This is a genomic window from Nostoc sp. UIC 10890, from assembly GCF_054786515.1.
In genome coordinates, this window is the sequence record NZ_JBSGKF010000002.1 from 120740 (window position 1) to 137643 (window position 16904).

12 protein-coding genes are annotated in these 16904 nt (G+C 41.8%); 5 read left to right on the forward strand and 7 right to left on the reverse strand.

Annotated elements, in window-relative coordinates; genetic code table 11:
- Positions 1-4: 4 nt before the first annotated feature.
- From ACWATR_RS30415 to ACWATR_RS30430, 4 genes are all read left to right on the forward strand, one after another.
- Positions 5-799, forward strand: coding sequence for a hypothetical protein (locus ACWATR_RS30415; RefSeq protein WP_322734924.1), 795 nt, complete (start codon positions 5-7; stop codon positions 797-799).
- Between the two features lie 14 nt (positions 800-813).
- Complete coding sequence (locus tag ACWATR_RS30420; protein WP_322734923.1) at positions 814-1695, forward strand: hypothetical protein; 882 nt, start codon at positions 814-816, stop codon at positions 1693-1695.
- A gap of 392 nt (positions 1696-2087) precedes the next feature.
- A complete protein-coding gene (locus tag ACWATR_RS30425; protein WP_460341094.1) occupies positions 2088-3065 on the forward strand; it encodes a hypothetical protein in 978 nt (325 codons plus the stop codon).
- Positions 3055-5043, forward strand: a complete 1989-nt coding sequence (locus ACWATR_RS30430) for a RecQ family ATP-dependent DNA helicase (protein ID WP_460341097.1) — start codon at positions 3055-3057, stop codon at positions 5041-5043. The genes ACWATR_RS30425 and ACWATR_RS30430 overlap by 11 nt, the downstream gene beginning before the upstream one ends.
- A gap of 239 nt (positions 5044-5282) precedes the next feature.
- Here ACWATR_RS30430 and drmC read toward each other — a convergent pair whose 3' ends face one another.
- The 4 genes from drmC to ACWATR_RS30450 all read right to left on the reverse strand — a co-directional run bounded on the left by drmC (position 5283) and on the right by ACWATR_RS30450 (position 11931).
- On the reverse strand, positions 5283-6083 hold the full coding sequence (gene drmC, locus ACWATR_RS30435) for a DISARM system phospholipase D-like protein DrmC (protein WP_322734920.1): 801 nt from the start codon (positions 6081-6083) through the stop codon (positions 5283-5285).
- The gene (gene drmB / locus ACWATR_RS30440) at positions 6083-7939 is read right to left on the reverse strand and encodes a DrmB family protein (protein WP_460341101.1); all 1857 of its coding nucleotides are present in this window, start codon (positions 7937-7939) and stop codon (positions 6083-6085) included. Before drmB ends, drmC begins: the two co-directional genes overlap by 1 nt.
- 34 nt (positions 7940-7973) lie before the next feature.
- Complete coding sequence (drmA, locus tag ACWATR_RS30445) at positions 7974-11369, reverse strand: DISARM system helicase DrmA (protein WP_460341104.1); 3396 nt, start codon at positions 11367-11369, stop codon at positions 7974-7976.
- 184 nt (positions 11370-11553) lie between these two features.
- Complete coding sequence (locus tag ACWATR_RS30450) at positions 11554-11931, reverse strand: hypothetical protein (RefSeq protein ID WP_322734917.1); 378 nt, start codon at positions 11929-11931, stop codon at positions 11554-11556.
- A 24-nt stretch (positions 11932-11955) separates the two neighbouring features.
- On the opposite strand from ACWATR_RS30450, the gene ACWATR_RS30455 reads away from it, so the two are divergent.
- The gene (locus ACWATR_RS30455; RefSeq protein WP_322734916.1) at positions 11956-12075 is read left to right on the forward strand and encodes a DUF4351 domain-containing protein; all 120 of its coding nucleotides are present in this window, start codon (positions 11956-11958) and stop codon (positions 12073-12075) included.
- A gap of 13 nt (positions 12076-12088) precedes the next feature.
- Here the strand turns inward: ACWATR_RS30455 and ACWATR_RS30460 are convergent, their stop codons facing one another.
- Genes ACWATR_RS30460 through ACWATR_RS30470 form a run of 3 tightly spaced genes read right to left on the reverse strand, consistent with a single transcriptional unit; the run spans position 12089 to position 16901 of the window.
- Positions 12089-12538, reverse strand: coding sequence for a type II toxin-antitoxin system VapC family toxin (locus ACWATR_RS30460; protein ID WP_102206002.1), 450 nt, complete (start codon positions 12536-12538; stop codon positions 12089-12091).
- On the reverse strand, positions 12538-12843 hold the full coding sequence (locus tag ACWATR_RS30465) for a DUF2281 domain-containing protein (RefSeq protein WP_102206001.1): 306 nt from the start codon (positions 12841-12843) through the stop codon (positions 12538-12540). Before ACWATR_RS30465 ends, ACWATR_RS30460 begins: the two co-directional genes overlap by 1 nt.
- 35 nt (positions 12844-12878) lie before the next feature.
- Entirely contained in the window at positions 12879-16901 is a 4023-nt protein-coding gene (locus ACWATR_RS30470; protein WP_460341110.1) for an Eco57I restriction-modification methylase domain-containing protein, read from the reverse strand.
- Positions 16902-16904: the final 3 nt, after the last annotated feature.

The window sequence follows — 16904 nt, forward strand, 5'->3', positions numbered from 1 at the left end:
ATGCATGGATGCCATTGAAGATTCCTCAACGTTGTGGACTTTACTATGCAAGCCTGGATGGGAAATTAAACCCAACCCAGTAAAGCATCTACTCAAAATTAAAGCTCCTGACTACCAGGAAGCATTAATGCTTTATACCAACTATCGAAAATTTCTAGCAATGTGGGCGGCATCCCTCGATTGTACCTGTGCTTTGATAGGAATTCAGGGGATGCGTGGGTCTGCATTCAAAATTCTTGCAGCAGCGCCAGCATCGCAGCAGAAGTTATACGAAGACTTAATTTTTGCGAGCTTACGAAAGTCGGTTAGTTGTGATTCAGAAAAACTAGTTGATCGGGAATTTGAGAAAGATATCAGCAAGTATTCAGGGTTTTACATTGCCGAAACTTGTTTGCACCCTGAGCTTAAACCAATTGTTGATGAAATATTCTCAAACCCAGACAAGAAACTTGCTTTAACGCGAATGTCTGACAATTTGCAATTAATCGTGTCCGCATCAGCAGCACGGGCGATGAGTTCTGACTCACAAGATGTGGTGCGTCGCCGAACAACTGATTTTTGGCACGCTAGAGACTATGAATGTTTTTTGCGGATGTTCAAGCAAGATGGGGGAGCGGGGTTTGAAATTACTTACCAAGCAACAACCAATCTCCCAAAAATTAATCCTTTGGCACCGTGGGCGCGGTTTACTACAAGCTATCGGTTTTTTGAAATTGATGTTGGCGATCGCACAGAAGTGTACCGTTTGGGCGAAGGTAAAGATATCGCCCTAATCAGTCGTCCCAAGGTTATTTCATAATATAGCGAGGTTTTATGGCAGTAAGATTCCTAGAAAACAAGGGCAGTGGCAATATTCTAGAGATTAGTCGAGCTAGACTTTTAGAACTTACCCCCAATGTTTATCCCCTCACCTGGGAAGCGATTCTTTCAGGTAATGGTGATAGTGCAGCTATCTTGGGTGCAGGTTTTGCCGAACGTGAAGTTTTTTTTGGTTTTGAGGGAGTTGACTTAACGCGCTACCAACTTCCGACAATCGACTGTTACGACATTGCTACTGAGCCGCCAGAAAAGTTTTTAGCTTTACGCAGCCAATACCCAAACCTACAGTTAAATTATTTTTGCGATCGCAATCTAGCAGAACTAGAACTGACAAAACTTTACGCTCCTAATAGCCTGCGGCTAGTTTCGGTTCATGGAGTGTTAGATTACTTACAACCAGATGCTGTTACGAGAACATTACTCGATATTGTGAAAGTACAGCCAGAGGCAATATCGATAAGGCTATTTTTAATGGGCAACCCGTGGTCGCGGAATTTTGCGAGTGTAGAGCAACTAGCGATGGAATTAAATTCAATAGAAATTACTACAAGTGGCTTATTTGAGCCGATTTATTTTGATATATTTTGTCGTACAGGTGTTGTGCAATTAAATATTTTAGACCAGGATAAAATTGAACATAATTTGTTACCAATTTACGGTGCATCTCATGTCATGCCTGATAAACTAGTTGGTTATTTGAATACTCAAGGATATAAGCTTGTTGCAACTGATGTGTACTCACTTTCAAGTCAGGATTTACAAGGGAATGAGTTGCAGAATCACAATAGTAATAAAGATGTATCTTTAGATAATCCACATGGAATGTTGTTATTTTTCAATAAAGAAAATATTTATTTGAATCGAGTTAATCAATGAAGGTAAAACTGTCCTTGTGGACAGTTAATGGAATAATATTATTGCGAAAAAGCTATATTCATTGAAATAAAATAAGTTAACCGCATTACCATTGCAGATAATGTGGTTACGAACTGAATCAAAAAATAAAAAATACTGCAAATATAGTATTTTTTGCTCCAAGAAGTAACCCAATACTTTTGCTTATCAACTTAACGTTTGCAGCGGGTGTTATATTTGCTCAGTTTGTGGGAACACTAAGAATACGGGTTTTGATTCCACTATAAAAATATAAACATAATGATTATACACAAACGTTACAGACAAGTGTAGACAATGACCCGTGTAACCATAAAACAACTAACGGATCTTTTTTGTTCAAGTCCCGCTAACTAAAAGGCAAAATCTAGAATATGTATTATCCGAACAACATTGAAGAAATTTGTTATGATCAAGACCATATTGAAAAGGTATGGGATGAAATAAAACAAGTTATCCCGACTTACTTCCAACAATATATTGATACAGAAGGCGGAAATTCAATACAAGAAAGTGAAATTGAAAAGCTCGCTGTAAAATTTGGTTCTACCTGCAAACCAAAAAGCAAGCCAAAAGACACAAAAAAAATTCTAGAAAGGCTTTTGAAAGAATCAATCAAACATTATGAAAAAGAACGCCTAGATTATCAAGATATCCTTCACTTAGAATCACTAGAAAAAGAATATAAAAAAGATGTTAACTCCTTTAAAAATACAGTTTTAAGAAATAACATTCCTATTATCAGAAAAACACTGCAAAACAAACAAGCTAAGGAACTTGATAAGTTTCGTGCAGCATTCAACACCGCGCAAGCAGGACAATTATTTGAAGTAGTATCTAACCTTGTTCAATTAGCAAATAAATTGCGTAATGAGTGGTATGAAGAAAATGAATTTGAAGAAATTGAGACATGCTATGATTTGGGATATTATGAGTTGGATGGAGAAGCCTACACAGTTTACGGAGTAATTGGCGGGGGAATTAAAAGTCATTTTATTTACAAGCTTTTTCCTGAAATGTATCCAAATAGAAGCAGAGAAGCTGTTTGGGCATTATATTATTTAAGCAGTAAGAAAAAGTTTGGTTGTAAAGAAGACTCTCAGTTTCTTATGATCAATGCGAGAGAAGGAACAACTCAGCAAAATTATTTTTATCCGTATGCCTTGTTTTCATTTTACGCTATTATAATTTATCAGCAACTAAAAGAGCTTTATGCAAAGCATGGAGTAAGCCTACCTATTGAATATAGATTTGTTCCAGTGGATAGCTTTCTCTCATTTGTCGCAAGAACTCATCAGTCTGAAATTGACGATTTAAAGAAGAAAGCAGAAAGCTATCATTATGAATACTAAAGCAAAAGAAGTTTTTGAAAAAGAGTTTCCTGCTTTAGCAGGTGTGTTTTCTTTAAAACTATTTCAAGAAAAAGTAATTAACCATCTTATAGAGAATGGTTCAACATTAGCAGTAATGCCGACAGGTGGTGGGAAATCCCTCATTTATTGGGTTACTGCAAAAGCACTAAAAGGAACTTGTTTAGTTATTTCGCCATTGATAGCACTTATTGACGAACAGGCAGAAAAACTCGAAAAAGAAGGTTTTGAAGTCTTAGCTATTCACAGTGGTATGGGAGTTTCAGAACAAATGAAGCAATTAAAAAAATTTGCTAAGGGTGAATCTAAACCTGATTTCATTTTTGCTAGTCCAGAAAGGATGGCGACAGATGGATTTTTTGAATACTGTATTTCATTGCAGATAAATAAAATCAAATTAGTAGTTATTGATGAAGTCCATTGTATAAGCCAATGGGGATTTGATTTCCGACCATTTTACAAGCATATACCAACTTTTCTTAATTCAGTCTTTTCAGATAAATGGCCAACAATTTTAGGTTTGACAGCCACAATAAATCCAAAAGAGCTTATTGATATTACTACTGATTTTAAAATTAAGAAAAGTTCTATCATCAAAGATGATGTATTGTTAAGATTTGATATTGATTTGAAAGTTGAGAAGTTATCAAACGAAGAAGAAAAGAAAGATCGTCTTTGGCAAATAATAGATAACCACACCAACGAGAAAGTATTGGTTTATTTATATCGTAAATACCACAAAGGTGGTGTGGAAGATTTGTGTGAAACTGCAAATCAAAAGGGGCTAAAGGCATTATCATTTCATGGAGATATGAGTAGCTCCGAACGGCAAAGTGTTCTAAACGAGTTTAGAGATGGTTCAACCAATTTAGTTTTTGCAACAAATGCCTTTGGAATGGGTATTGATATTCCCAATATTCGAGTTGTAATTCATTTTATGATACCCGAATCTATTGAGCAGTATTATCAAGAAATTGGACGTTCAGGAAGAGACCAAAATGGTGCTATTTCTTATATGCTTTATTCTAATAAAAATGTTCAGGTAAGAAAAACACACTTTATCGACAAATCATTTCCTCAAGGGGATCAAATCAAAGAATTGTTCAAAAAGGCAACCAACAATGAAGTTGGTAAAAAGACTTTGCAATATTTTGCAGAAGAAGAATTACAATCGGCTCTACCTTATTTTTTGAATTGCGGTGCAATTACGATAGAAGGCAAAGGCTTTACAGGCTTAAAAGTTTTCAAAACTAACTCAAACCCTATGTTGAAGTCAATAATTGAATCTACAAGAACGGGAATGGTTGTTCCTGTATTGTTAAAACCCGAATTCTCAAAACTTACTTGTCGAGAATTTTTCAACATAACCTATAAAGCATTAGTTGATAATGAGGCAAAATTAGCTAAAAATCTTGACAAATGCTTAATTATTGAAGCAACAAAAGAATATCTTACTGATGAGCAAATTGAAACAATTAGTAATGAAACTGCAAGTAAAAGAGAGTATAAACATAATTTATTAGACTATCTCGTTTATCTCCTTGATAACTTTGACAGTTCAATTTCAATGCACCAAGATATTGGAAGATATTTAGGCGTAAGTAAACATTCACTAAATAAGATACATCAGGCTGAAAATGGGATTTGGGTTCGTTCAAAATCAGAAGTAATAATTGCAAATATTCTTTATCATTCAAATATTGATTTTCAATATGAAGAAAAACTTTTTTATAATGAATATCAATGGAAAGAACCTGACTTCACAATCAGACATAATGGCAATGTTTGGTATTGGGAACACCTTGGGCTTTTAGGTAACGAGCAATACAACGAAAATTGGCAGGAGAAAAAGGAAATTTACAAAGAACTTCGAGTATCTGACAAAGTATTAACGACAAAGGAAAGTGCGGTTTTAAGCAACCAAGTAAATGAGTTAGTTAAAAAAATTAAAATGACATAACAAGAATGGTTTCTTTACATCCATTGGAAATGCGATCATTTTCCTCGGACGCTTTTGTTACTTTCGGAAGTGAATAATCTGAAATGCCCATAGCATAAGACTTTTACCAAAAATTTTGATTTCAGGCATTCTGTTAGAAAATAAACGCTCAAATGCTTGCTTTCTCTACAATTAAAAATTTGGTTATTATTTTATTGACCTAGAGTAACAAAAGAGGAGTAACTGATTACACTAAATTATCAAATTCCCGGTACTCGACGTAGTATATTCTTTGCCACCAAGGTTTCAAACTGCGATCGCATTCCTTTAGCAGCTACAGGGTCATCAATTAGTACACCAGCCTCTATATTGCGTTCGTGGGCGGCTTCAGTAAAGTTGGCTGAAGTTACAAGCAAGCGTTCTTCATCTACGACAACGCATTTGGCGTGAAGACAGGCTTTTGTATATGCACCTGGGGCGAGGGAACGGGGGTCATAAAACACCTCTGGTAAGCGTTGTCCCGTCCAGATTTCTTTACGAAAGGTGTCTGCAAACTCTTTTAAAAGCGTTGACTCTGGTAATTTATTGTTGTGCGATCGCTTCACGTTAAGGAACATCCTGACATTTAGTTCTAGATTCGCATCCATCCGGGAAGCCAGGACACCAAACAGAGCTTGTGCTTTTTTCCCTTTGTCAACAGCAAAACTAGAAATAAGGATGCTACTTTTGGCTGTGCTGAATAACTCGCGCACGACAACGCTAGTATCGCGGCTTTGAGAACCGACGACTTCCTGTCCTGTCCAAACCAACTCTACTCTGTCGTGTACTTCCTGAGATGCTGACCGTTCTGCTGCTAGCAGGCGCAATGTATAAGCTATGTGGTCAGAAGTAGCACCCATTGCATTGAGTCGATTAAGTTCCTCAACAATACCGCCACTGAGAATTTCCGGTACGTAGGTTTTAATAATTGATATAGTAAAAGGTGGATGAAGTCTTCCTGTTTCAAGGGCTGTAGCCAAACTGATCAAAACTGGTCGGCTCAGTTGGAGAAACGCTGCCATCACATTTCCTGATTTAGAAAAAACTCAGCACCCAAACCCTCAACTGTAGGTACTACAAGCGCCCGGTCGAGAAATTCGTTACCACGTTCGCAAGAAGATTCAGCAATTAACAAACAACCGTGACAGGCTGCACCATGCAAAAAACGCTCCTCTTGTACATTGTCTGGCTGGTGTTGGGCACAAACAGGGTCATTGGAACATAGCCTTCCCGATTCTAATGCTGTAGTTAGGTGATACTCAATTCGCTTGCCAATTTGTACCAGACCCCCCAAAGTTCCCTCCGACCCAGGTGAACCAGTGTATAAAAGAATTCCATAGCCAGTTTCACCAACATAAATGCGTTCACGAATTGATGAAGCAGCATAACCGCACTCTAGGGATACTGCTGTAATCAACAGGTGTGACAAGGAGTGCAGCATAATATAAGGTAATCCGGGGAATTTAGCGTCCTCTTGTGCCTTGCGCTTTTGCCATACCTCGAAGCCCCTCAGCAATTCCAGCCCGCGTTTTTGCACCATAGGCTGTTTTACCCAGCTTTCTATTGCCTGTTTTTGAAAGCTGATAAATACGCCTTCACCACGGTTTTCTATAGCAGGAACCCAGCTTGGTTCAATATCAAGGGCTGCCCGTCGCACATCCAGAGCCAGTTCGCCATCAATATCAGGCATTGCAGGTTCAAAGCGGGTAAACCCGACTTGGGCAATGACCTCTCGTAGGCGATGCACTAAAATAATCCGGTCAATACGAGACGATAATAATGGGGGCAAACTAGTTAACTTGCGGGCGCGGGCATAAAAGTCACCATCTGGAGCATCTTCTCCCATCTCTTCTGGGCTAGAAAGCAGTGTTTCAATTTCCACTTGCTTGATGCTTTTATCTTGGTCTCCTTGTCCGCTTTGCTTGCGCTGTATTTCTAACCACACAGCTTCATCGCTAAATCCCTCTAAAGCATTAGCAACTTTTTGTTTGCGTCGTTCTCTTTTGATATCATCTGAACTTTCTGCATACTGAAGAAAGTCTTCATAAACCAAATTAACTGCTTCTCGCATTGCTGCGTCTGAGTCTGGGAGGGAGATAACGCTCAAAACTTGCGAAAAGTAGGTATTACTTGCAGCCCTTACCAAAAGTCGGTTGTACTCTTGTTTACCAGTGAGGCGGGAAACACAAGGTTCAAAAGCTTTTGGCCCTAGCCAAGGACGATTCCCCAGACATTGACCCAAAATTTTGCTATTGGGTACTGTTACATCAGAGAGAGGACGACGAGTGCCGCAGGCTTCACAGCGAATAAAGATATCTACGAAATCATTGCCAGAACCACGTTCGTCAAGCCAAAGCTGACCCCGGCATTTACTGGAAGTATCGCTATTGCTGTGGACAAAGCGATACCAGTCGATATCGCTGATGTGTCCGTTAACACAGGCTTGGACAAAGCGAACGGGGACAACTGGTATTTTCTTTTTGGTATCGCTGAGGTATTTACCTTTAACTAAACTACCCCAAGGTATCAGAGGACGGGTACGATATTCTTTGCCGTTAGCAGAAGTCCAAGTTTCTTCTACTTGGGCAACAAACCAAGTGGGGAAGGTAAAAGCTGAAATTCCACTTCTGGCGGCGCTTGGGTCTTGCTCGTCCGTAGGTGGCGCATACATGGTAATGTCTCTGACACCCAAAATCTCGGCAACTCTGGCTGCAAGGCGGTCTTCGTAAATTCGTTGTCTATTACCCCGCCAGTGGTTGAGTCCGCCGATAATTACTGAGTAATTTGGTAAGTCCACCATTGAGCCAGGGCCAAAGGTGGAAATAATTTGGCTTTGCCGTATTTCTCCTGAAGGCTTGCGTTTGCTTTTTGACTTCATTTCTCTTTCTTCTCTGCGTCTTGGCGGTTCGTTTTCATTTCTCGTCCTCCTCAACCTCAAAACCATCAGGGTTGCAAACCCACAAGTTTACTGTTGGTTCCACATCCCGCAGGCTGCGTTGTGCTTTGAACTTGCGTGCTTCCATTGGTTGCTTTTCAAGTTCTGGGTCAAGGGGGTCAAATAATAATGGCGGCGCTTGTCCTACTTCTTGTTGGTATTGCAAGCTAATTTTTTGACTAGCAATATGTTCCCAAGTGTCCAGTAAATCTTTCACCCGTCCTCGAACTTTTTGACGCAGTGCTTCGGCTTCCACTGCATCAAGTTCTTTATCATGCATTTCTGCGCGATCGCTAATGGCATCGACAACATATTCTAAATCCTGCCGATGTTGTAAAATCTCGATAGCGCGGGGTGGTGCAGTCATGCCAGGATGTCCTAAACGCGCTAGGGCGACGGTGATAGCGGCGATACCCCTGTCAATGGCACGAGGTGAAAATGGGGTAACGCTAGTTGCTTCTACAGAACGATAAAAGCTGGTATGCCAAGCTGGGAAGCGTTCATAGTGAGAGCGATCGCGTGGTCGATGTATGTTTAATAATGTGATGACTAAGCCAGGGCGATTTTCATCCCGCCCTACCCGACTGGTAGATTGAATATACTCGGATGCTGTTTTCGGTTGACCCAACACAACCATCAACCCTAGACGGGTGATATCCAAACCCACGGATATCATATTCGTTGCTAAAGCTACATCGATATGTTTCTTCTCGTGGAATAGCAGTGCCAAGTAGCTTTTTATTTCAGCAACAACGTTAGTACTAACACGGGAAGTCAGTTCCGCCGGTTCGTAGGCAATTTGACGGTCGGCAAATAAACCTTCAGTTTCGTTGACTCGCTTTCTGAGGCTATACCTTGCTAGACGAGAGTTGACTTCATCTTCAACGATGCGGCGACTACCACCTAGTTCGCGTAGGGAGTTAAAATATCCCAGCAGGGTCATGTAAGCATCTGCGGGGTTATCAAGATTTTTTGCCCCTCCTGCTGCTTGATAATGTTTCTGTGCTGCACCTAGTAATGCTAAGTAAGTTCGTAATAGTACTACTTTTAAGCTTCGTCCCTGCGCTGCGATTCCCACGTAGGTACGGGCGTTACTGATGCTTGCTGGCACTGTTTTGGCGAAAAACGAATCGCGGCGATCGGGGCCGGGAGGTGGGAAAATATCTACAGCATCTCGACCAAATAGCGCTCGAATTTGTTTGCTAGCTCTCCGTACTGTTGCGGTGGATGCAATAATTTTGGGGCGTAATTTTTTACCGTTAATTTTCCGGCTGCATAGTTCGTCAATGGCGGTTTCATACAACCCTACCATTGTTCCCAAAGGGCCGGAAATCAGGTGCAACTCGTCTTGAATAATCAGGTCTGGGGCTGGTAAATGACCAGCAAGTGCTTGACCGCGACCGGGATGGGCGGGCCCGTAAAAACCATCTTTGTCATAACGGTCTACCAGTCCAAATAATGCTCCAGTTTCTCCTACCCAAGGGAGATTGGCGAATTTATCGACGGTGGCGATAATAAAGCTGGGTAATCGTTGGTAAATTGGTTCATCTACTGCGACGATGGGCAAGGATTGATTGCGGGTAAATTTGCATTTGCGGTTAATACAAGTAATTTGTAGTGACTTTGGCTGATGGGAGTCTGGGAGTAACTGGAAGGAGTCAGAGGTAAACCGTTTACCGCACCAAGGACAGTTTTCTAAAGGGATGGGTGAAGGTTTGCGGGTGTCATTTTGAAAGGCAATAGTACGGGCACGGGCAGTGTATTCATCGTTATCGCCTTTTTTTCCCATCCGGTTGGGAGTGGCGGTTTGTCCCACCCACAGCCCAATTTCAAAGGGCCAGGGGCCTAATTTTTGTGTATCTTTTTGTCTTTCTAACTCTAAAGCGCAGACAAGAGTAGCAGCACGGCTTAATTGGTCGAGGGTAAGCAGGCGCAGAGTATAACGCATCAAGACACTTACGCCAGCTGAATTTATCGTGGGATTTCGCAGGCGGCGCAGTACCATTGCGAATGCTGCTAGTCCTAAGTAAGCTTCGGTTTTACCACCGCCTGTGGGGAAAAACAGCAAGTCTACTAATTCTCGGTCAGGGTGTTCGGGATGGGCGATACCAACCAAGTTCATTAACAAAAACGCCAGCTGAAACGGTCGCCATGCCGGAGGCTTGACAGATTCTGGGGTAATATCTGTATTGTGGGTAGAACGCTGACGAATAGCAATGGCGATCGCTCGATTTGCAATCCGAAATGCTTCTAATATATTGGGGTCATCCAGTGCTTGCAGTCCGGCGGCGATGCGTTTGTTTACCCTGGTTGCCCGGTCTAGTAAGTCGTTAGCAACTTCAATTCGTTCTGGGTCATTAGGAAACTTTACCTTTTGTCCTTCAATCCACACCCCATAAGCATCAACCATCCCAGACATCATATTTCGCAGAGTTTCGACTGTGGGTGCGGCGGCGAGTGCTTCCATCCCAAGTTCCACGCCTGGAACTTGCGCGGCCACTACCTTTTCTACATCAGCAATGGGCATCCAAGCAGTGCGGACTTCTTGACAAGTAGCGTCATCGTTGGTGATGGCGACAGCTGAAACGTTATGTCCCACCGCATATTCATAATCATCTCGATACTGTAAATCTGCTACCTTCTCATCCCAATCATCACCGTGTCGTCCGCGCAGGTTGGGACGAGGGACGAGAGAATAAGGGGTGCGGATGATGAGGCAAGTTTGGAAGGCGAAGGCGATATCGCTGTATGGGTTGGCGGCTGGAGGGCGATAGTTCACCAGGAACACAGATGCAGAACGAGTCCCAGCAGGAACCAACTCTGCCGCAGTTACGGGACGCACTGAGGTAACTAGTCTCAAACCATGACTACCAGGAATTTCCCAATGTTTGGGTGCATTACTTACATGGAGAGGAACGGTTAATTCTGCTTGTCCGGGGGTTCTTTGCCACAGCCGGGGTAACTGGAGTTGGTTTTTAGAATCTTCTTGACTTTCTTCATTCTCTTCATCAACTGGACAGTAGTCGCCCCAGTGAACAGTAACACTTATTTCCTTAGCGGTTGCTGGTACAAGAATACTTAAACCCATTGAAGAGGGAAAAAATGCTCTCCGGGCGGAGGCACTTTCGGGTTGCTTTTCATCATCGCCAGCGTTGACTTGAGAAATCTCGTCGATATCATCGTTACCTATATCTTCTGAACGCTGTTCTACCGAAGCTTCATAAGGCACTAAAAAACCTGTGAGATACCACTTAGATGGAGCTTGGTCGATAATTTCGTCAACGTGGGCGATATCATTGGGCGTAGGCCCCACTAAGTCAAGTTGTAGGGCATCAATGAGAGATGAACGCACTTCGGCAGGAGTATTGGGCATGGTGTATCGCTGTTTACTCCCTTGAAAGATATAACAAGCAATTAACTGTTTATCTTATGTTGCCCGAAGTAGTTAAAAGTGTCAAATAATACTTTTGTTTAAAATCGTAGAAATCATTTGATTTCAATGGTCACGTCAAAATTAAACTTATCCCCTAAAAATAGGCTGATGTGCTGATTATTACCTAATCCCACCAAGCATATAACTTTTGGGAATTTATCTCTAGCTCATCGCATCCCCAAACAAATTGAACAAATTCACCAACAAAATCTAAGTCTTCCACACCGATAACTGTAATCGCATCAACAACTAAATTGGAGTTTTCTGCGTTGGTAAATGCTACTCCATCAAAATTTACTATTAACCCTTTTTCTTGGCAGCGCTGTCCAAATTCGATAAATAAACCTACGGATGGAGCCGCGTTAAAACTTGCAGATGTTGTAGTGTAACCCTCTTTAACGATCTGTTCCAATGATTCCAATGATAAGCCGTGAAACTTAATTGCATTAGGCGTATATTCACTAATTGTAGTACCCAGGATTTCCTCAATACGTTGAACCATAAATTTAATGACATAGATTCATCATTGATTGATAGAATTCGAGTGCTATCTGTTGAAAAGATAGATGATTTAGCAGAAGCACTACTAGACTTTTCAGAAATATCTGATTTAGTAGCTTGGTTAAACCAGAATGAAAGTAATTAATTTCATCAATTTTTCAACTTGTCAACCACGATTCAACAGATAATGTTTTTACTTCTTTAATACGCTGAAAATCGCTATCGGCTGAGACGATGGTAAGATTATGTTGTAGAGCAATCGCTGCAATCCACAAGTCATTTTCACCAAAACCTAAATCAGTTATTTTAGTTTTTCTCCGCTTGCTTTTTTCTTTGGGCGCAAATTGATTGAATAAATCCGTTTTGAGTTGTCCGTATAAATCAGCAGTATATTCATCTATTCGGTAAATAGAAATATCTTCAAGAAATTCTATTAATCGCGCTATGTTAGTTTCTTTTTGTTGGGATCTCTCCATCATGTAGCGAAGTTCTCCCTGTACAATCACACAAGTAAAAATATTAGATTCCCCAACTTCACTAATGCGACGAATTACATTAGTTTCGCCCAATATAATTGCGCTGCAATGGTTTGTATCAAGTAAGTACATTATTCAAAAGGATTAGATTCATAATCAAATTTAGCTTTACCACGAGTAGCATAAACTGACTGAAGGCATTCTTCAAAATCATCACCAGCCCATGTCCCTGCGTGTCTGAGAAGAGAACGTCCAGAAGCCGGACGGTATGATGTTTGAGAATTATCGTTTGGGTTTTGTTCTAGCTGTGGTTGTTCTGGTGATAATATCCGTTGTTGCTGTTTAGTTTGCAAAAATTGTACAAAATCTAAAATTTCCTGCAATAGAGGCTCAGGTAATTTTTCTAGTTCTTGTGTAATCTGTTCTTTAATTGTCATTATCTTTCCTTGTATTTAGACTATTTAATTTCAAATCACTCCAAATTTAACCCTGGTATTATTGGCGCATCTTCTTTAATTTTACGTGCTTTACTAGCTTTCTTCTTACTAGCTTTAGCCTTGGTTTTCTTTTGTGCTGCTTTCCCGCCAAGAATTTCCATGTTTGCTCGCTCTTGGTTAAGGTCGAGTAGGCGTGCTAAAACTTCATCATGCACTTCTTCTGTCCAACGGTAGCGCCAAGGTTTTTTTCGCTGTCGTCCGTTGCTGGTTTCTTCTTCTTCGTTTTCATCGTCGTAGTCTAGCAGGAAGGTGCAGTCGGTGGAAATGTCACTCCAGCCGTAAGCTTCGAGGACGGCTTTATCCATTGCAGCGTGCAGTGAGCGTAATTTTAGGATATCAGTGTCGCGTTCTTCTGGGTCGTGGAAGCGGTTGTAGGTGTCGGTTAGTCCCTGGTTGTTACGAATCATTAATTCGGCGCGGAATTCGTAGTATTCTTTGCCTACTGCTTCTAGGGTGGGGTTGGTTTCCCAATTTTCGGGGAAGGGGAAGGTTTCAAAGCAGTCGGAAATTGTGTACCGAAGTCGGTCTTCTAAGGATGAGCCAAAAAACCTTACCCAAATTTCGTGTATACGAGATTGCAGTCCACAAAAAGAAGCAAAACTTGACAGTGGATAAACATTTAGGTAATGTGCAAAGACACGATTAGAAGGCTGATAAGCAAAACATAGGTGTGAGCTTACTTCAGAATTTACAAGTACCCTATTTAATCCCCTAATTGCTTGCCACAATTCAACTCTTTTTTCACCATATTGCCACCAATATTTTTTATATGCAGCACGATTATCAGATAGTCGCTTTGGCTTTACTTTTTGCTCAACAATATTCATCAAATCAGGATAATTCCAAGCTTCATCCTCAGCCAGATCACCAAAATTGATAATGTAGCGATGATGTGTTTGTGTGGGGCTGCTATTAACTTCCGCCCCACCAATATATGGGAAGATTCTTTCAGCATTTTTGGGGTTTTCCTCAATCAATTGATACATTTCTGCAATGGGTGTTGCTTCATCGCTTGTATTATCGAAAGTAAAACCCATACCCAAAACGCAACTACCTCTGAAGCTTTTACTTTTATTAGCTAGCATAATTTGTGGATTTTCATTTGCCCCTGCATGAAAAAGAAATGCAGAAATTAGGGGAACCTCCTGCCCATTTAGCAGTTTTACTTCGTTATAAATTCCCTTAAAAACATTAATCACACTCACAACTACTGCTGCAAGTCCAGGCCACTTCAACCGCTTTTGAGAATTATAAATAGTCCCTTTATTCTGACAAATCCAACGTAGTCCGGTACTACGAGTATCACCTTGAGCAATAGTATTTGTAGCAATTAGCCCAAACGTTCCACCTTCTCGTAATATCTCAAAAGCACGACGGAAGAAAAACGCCACAATATCAGAATTACCGTGAGACTCTGGGTAAACTTCCTTTAACCAATCTTGATAACCGGGTGCATGAGCATTAATTGTTGTATTTTTCCCCGCAAACGGCGGATTTCCAATAATTGCATCAAACCCCGAATTCTCCCTATCAAAAACCTCTGGAAACTCAATATCCCAGTTAAAGGGAATAATCCCCTTTTCCCCACTCCGCAACCTGCTAGCAATTTCCTCCAAACCCTCAGTATCAGCTTGGTGATATCGCCATCTCTTCACCAATTCTGCAATCTCAGCTTCTCTCTCCTCTCGCTGCTTCTTATTACTTCCCTCAAAAAATGCAGCAATTCTTACATCCCCTGTTAACCTCGCTTGGCGCAATTCTTGCTCTACCTTATATAGATAATCCCGCTTTTGGTCATCATCAGCATCACTGCGGGTATCCAACGCCTGAATTTCCGCCCGATAAGAACGCGCACGGTCAAGTTGCTCTTTCAAATATACAAATAGCGGTAAATCGTCAGTTGCATCCTTCCCAAAAGACCCAATCTGCTCTTTCCTCAACCCTACCAGTGAATCCCCACACTTGAGCGCATGGTCAAGAAATGTAAACGGTAAATCCTTCGCCAGCGTTACCAACCATAAAGATAACTTCGCTAAATTCACCGCAAACGGGTTTTTATCCACGCCATATAAACACCGTTGCGCCACCAAGCGACGCGCAATTAATAAAGGTTCTTCTTTGCCATAATTGCTAATTGTCGCATTCTGGTTGCGATCGCTATCAATTATCGTATTCTGATTGCGATCGCTAATTCCCAGGCGGGTATCGTTTTCCTCGCGTTCCCACGCTTCCACCACTTTCTCAGCCAATTGACGACAGGTTTCTACCAAAAACGCACCAGAACCCATCGCCAAATCACAAACTTTCAAAGATAAAATCTGTTCCGCAGTCGGTTTTTCTCCCAACGCTTCCAACACCGGACGCAGCGTTGCTTCCACAATTGGTTTAGTGAGTGACCTGGGCGTATAATGCGAACCAGAACGCCTGCGTTCTTCCCCTGGCTGCAAGTACAGCGAACCCACAGGCAATAAATTAGGTGTTTGCCGCGATACCTTCCGACCTAGTGCAATCACTATATCTTCTAACGTCTGTGCCGCCTTCAGTTCCTTGAGGACATTCCCTGATACCTCACAATTTGCCCATTCCTTCAGTAATTTCTGACGGTCAGCTGACTTTGCTGCCAAAATCGCCGTCACATCTACTACCACCGTCGTAGAAACCTTTGACCCCTTGGGCTTGCTATAAACTCCAATACTCGGACTTTCTGCCCGTTCCACAGCAAAACCCATAATGCCCTCATACACCGAGCCAATTTGCTCCACATCTAATGCCCGATAAGACAGGCGCTCCCCTTCTAAAATTAGTAGCTTTTCTAACAAACGATACACCACACCATCGGGAATTCGCGGAGGCTCGATTGGTTGACCCTTGACAAACTTACTACCGCGTGAGCGACCTTCCAAAAACGCATACTCATCCGGGTCAAAAAGCTGACCATGCCGTGCTGGTAAATACTCTGGTGTTTGTCCGCCGCCGTCATAAACCAATCGAAACAAACTCAACAGCCACACCCACGCCCCATAACGCTGATCCATCGTATCGGGGTAATTCCCCACGTCTTCTCGTAGCCGTTCATACAATCCAGATACAGAATAGTTACGCTGGTAAATATCGTCTGGTGGCATTAACCCTTCGTCCTCAGCGTAGAGCAAAAACACCAGTCGCATCAGTGTGGTTATTAATCCACCATAAATGTGTTGCGGATTTGTGGCAGCAATTTCACTTAACAGCTTACCATCAACTGCCGCATCCGCCATCTGAAACCCACGCAGCAGTTCCCACAAAGCATCTAGTACTTGGTTAGCCAAGGTTGTAGAAACTTCTGCTTGGTACTTACGGCTATCTTCCAACAAATTTTGTAACCGACGGCCTGTAGTAGCACTAAACACGCGAAATGCCGACAGCAGCATTTCCATCGCCCCCAAAATCAGCCGTCCAGACACCTCACACATCGCCTGTACTGGAAAAGTCAAATGTCCAGAAGACTCGCCCCGTGGCGCATACACCAAACGCAGCAACCCACCATTACACAACAAACCTATGGGTATTTGTGTCTCCCGCAACAACCGCTCAAACTTAGCTTGGGGGCTGGCGTGCCAACCACTGCTAGACTTAGTTAATTCTGGTGCGACTACATCCAAGTCAGTACCAGAAGAAATTATTTGCACCAAAATCTGCGGCTTGTCGCTATCCGGGTCAGGCACAATATAGGTAGGCGCAAGAATTTCGCTGTAATCAGTTAAAGCTATCTCGTATTCTAGTGATGGTTTAACAAGGTCACTATCAGCCCAGCTTAATACATTTACCACAAAAGCCGGAAAATCAGCAATATAGCCATCCTCATCAACCGCAGCCAGCAATAATTGTTGCAAATCTACAATATTGCGGTTGACCATCGCCTGCGCCTTTACCAACGCCGGGGGAGATACTACCAACCCTATAGGCTGGAGAAAACCCAACCACTCTTTATGTCTGGTGATTTCTGGGTCAATTGCCATCGT

What these genes read in the sequence shown, in the direction of transcription:
- ACWATR_RS30465 (WP_102206001.1), bottom strand. Translation starts at nt 12,843, where the DNA reads ATGACAATTAAAGAACAGATTACACAAGAACTAGAAAAATTACCTGAG.
- drmB (WP_460341101.1), bottom strand. Translation starts at nt 7,939, where the DNA reads ATGAAGTCAAAAAGCAAACGCAAGCCTTCAGGAGAAATACGGCAAAGC.
- ACWATR_RS30450 (WP_322734917.1), bottom strand. Translation starts at nt 11,931, where the DNA reads ATGGTTCAACGTATTGAGGAAATCCTGGGTACTACAATTAGTGAATAT.
- ACWATR_RS30420 (WP_322734923.1), top strand. Translation starts at nt 814, where the DNA reads ATGGCAGTAAGATTCCTAGAAAACAAGGGCAGTGGCAATATTCTAGAG.
- drmC (WP_322734920.1), bottom strand. Translation starts at nt 6,083, where the DNA reads ATGGCAGCGTTTCTCCAACTGAGCCGACCAGTTTTGATCAGTTTGGCT.
- ACWATR_RS30430 (WP_460341097.1), top strand. Translation starts at nt 3,055, where the DNA reads ATGAATACTAAAGCAAAAGAAGTTTTTGAAAAAGAGTTTCCTGCTTTA.
- drmA (WP_460341104.1), bottom strand. Translation starts at nt 11,369, where the DNA reads ATGCCCAATACTCCTGCCGAAGTGCGTTCATCTCTCATTGATGCCCTA.
- ACWATR_RS30470 (WP_460341110.1), bottom strand. Translation starts at nt 16,901, where the DNA reads ATGGCAATTGACCCAGAAATCACCAGACATAAAGAGTGGTTGGGTTTT.
- ACWATR_RS30425 (WP_460341094.1), top strand. Translation starts at nt 2,088, where the DNA reads ATGTATTATCCGAACAACATTGAAGAAATTTGTTATGATCAAGACCAT.
- ACWATR_RS30415 (WP_322734924.1), top strand. Translation starts at nt 5, where the DNA reads ATGGATGCCATTGAAGATTCCTCAACGTTGTGGACTTTACTATGCAAG.
- ACWATR_RS30460 (WP_102206002.1), bottom strand. Translation starts at nt 12,538, where the DNA reads ATGTACTTACTTGATACAAACCATTGCAGCGCAATTATATTGGGCGAA.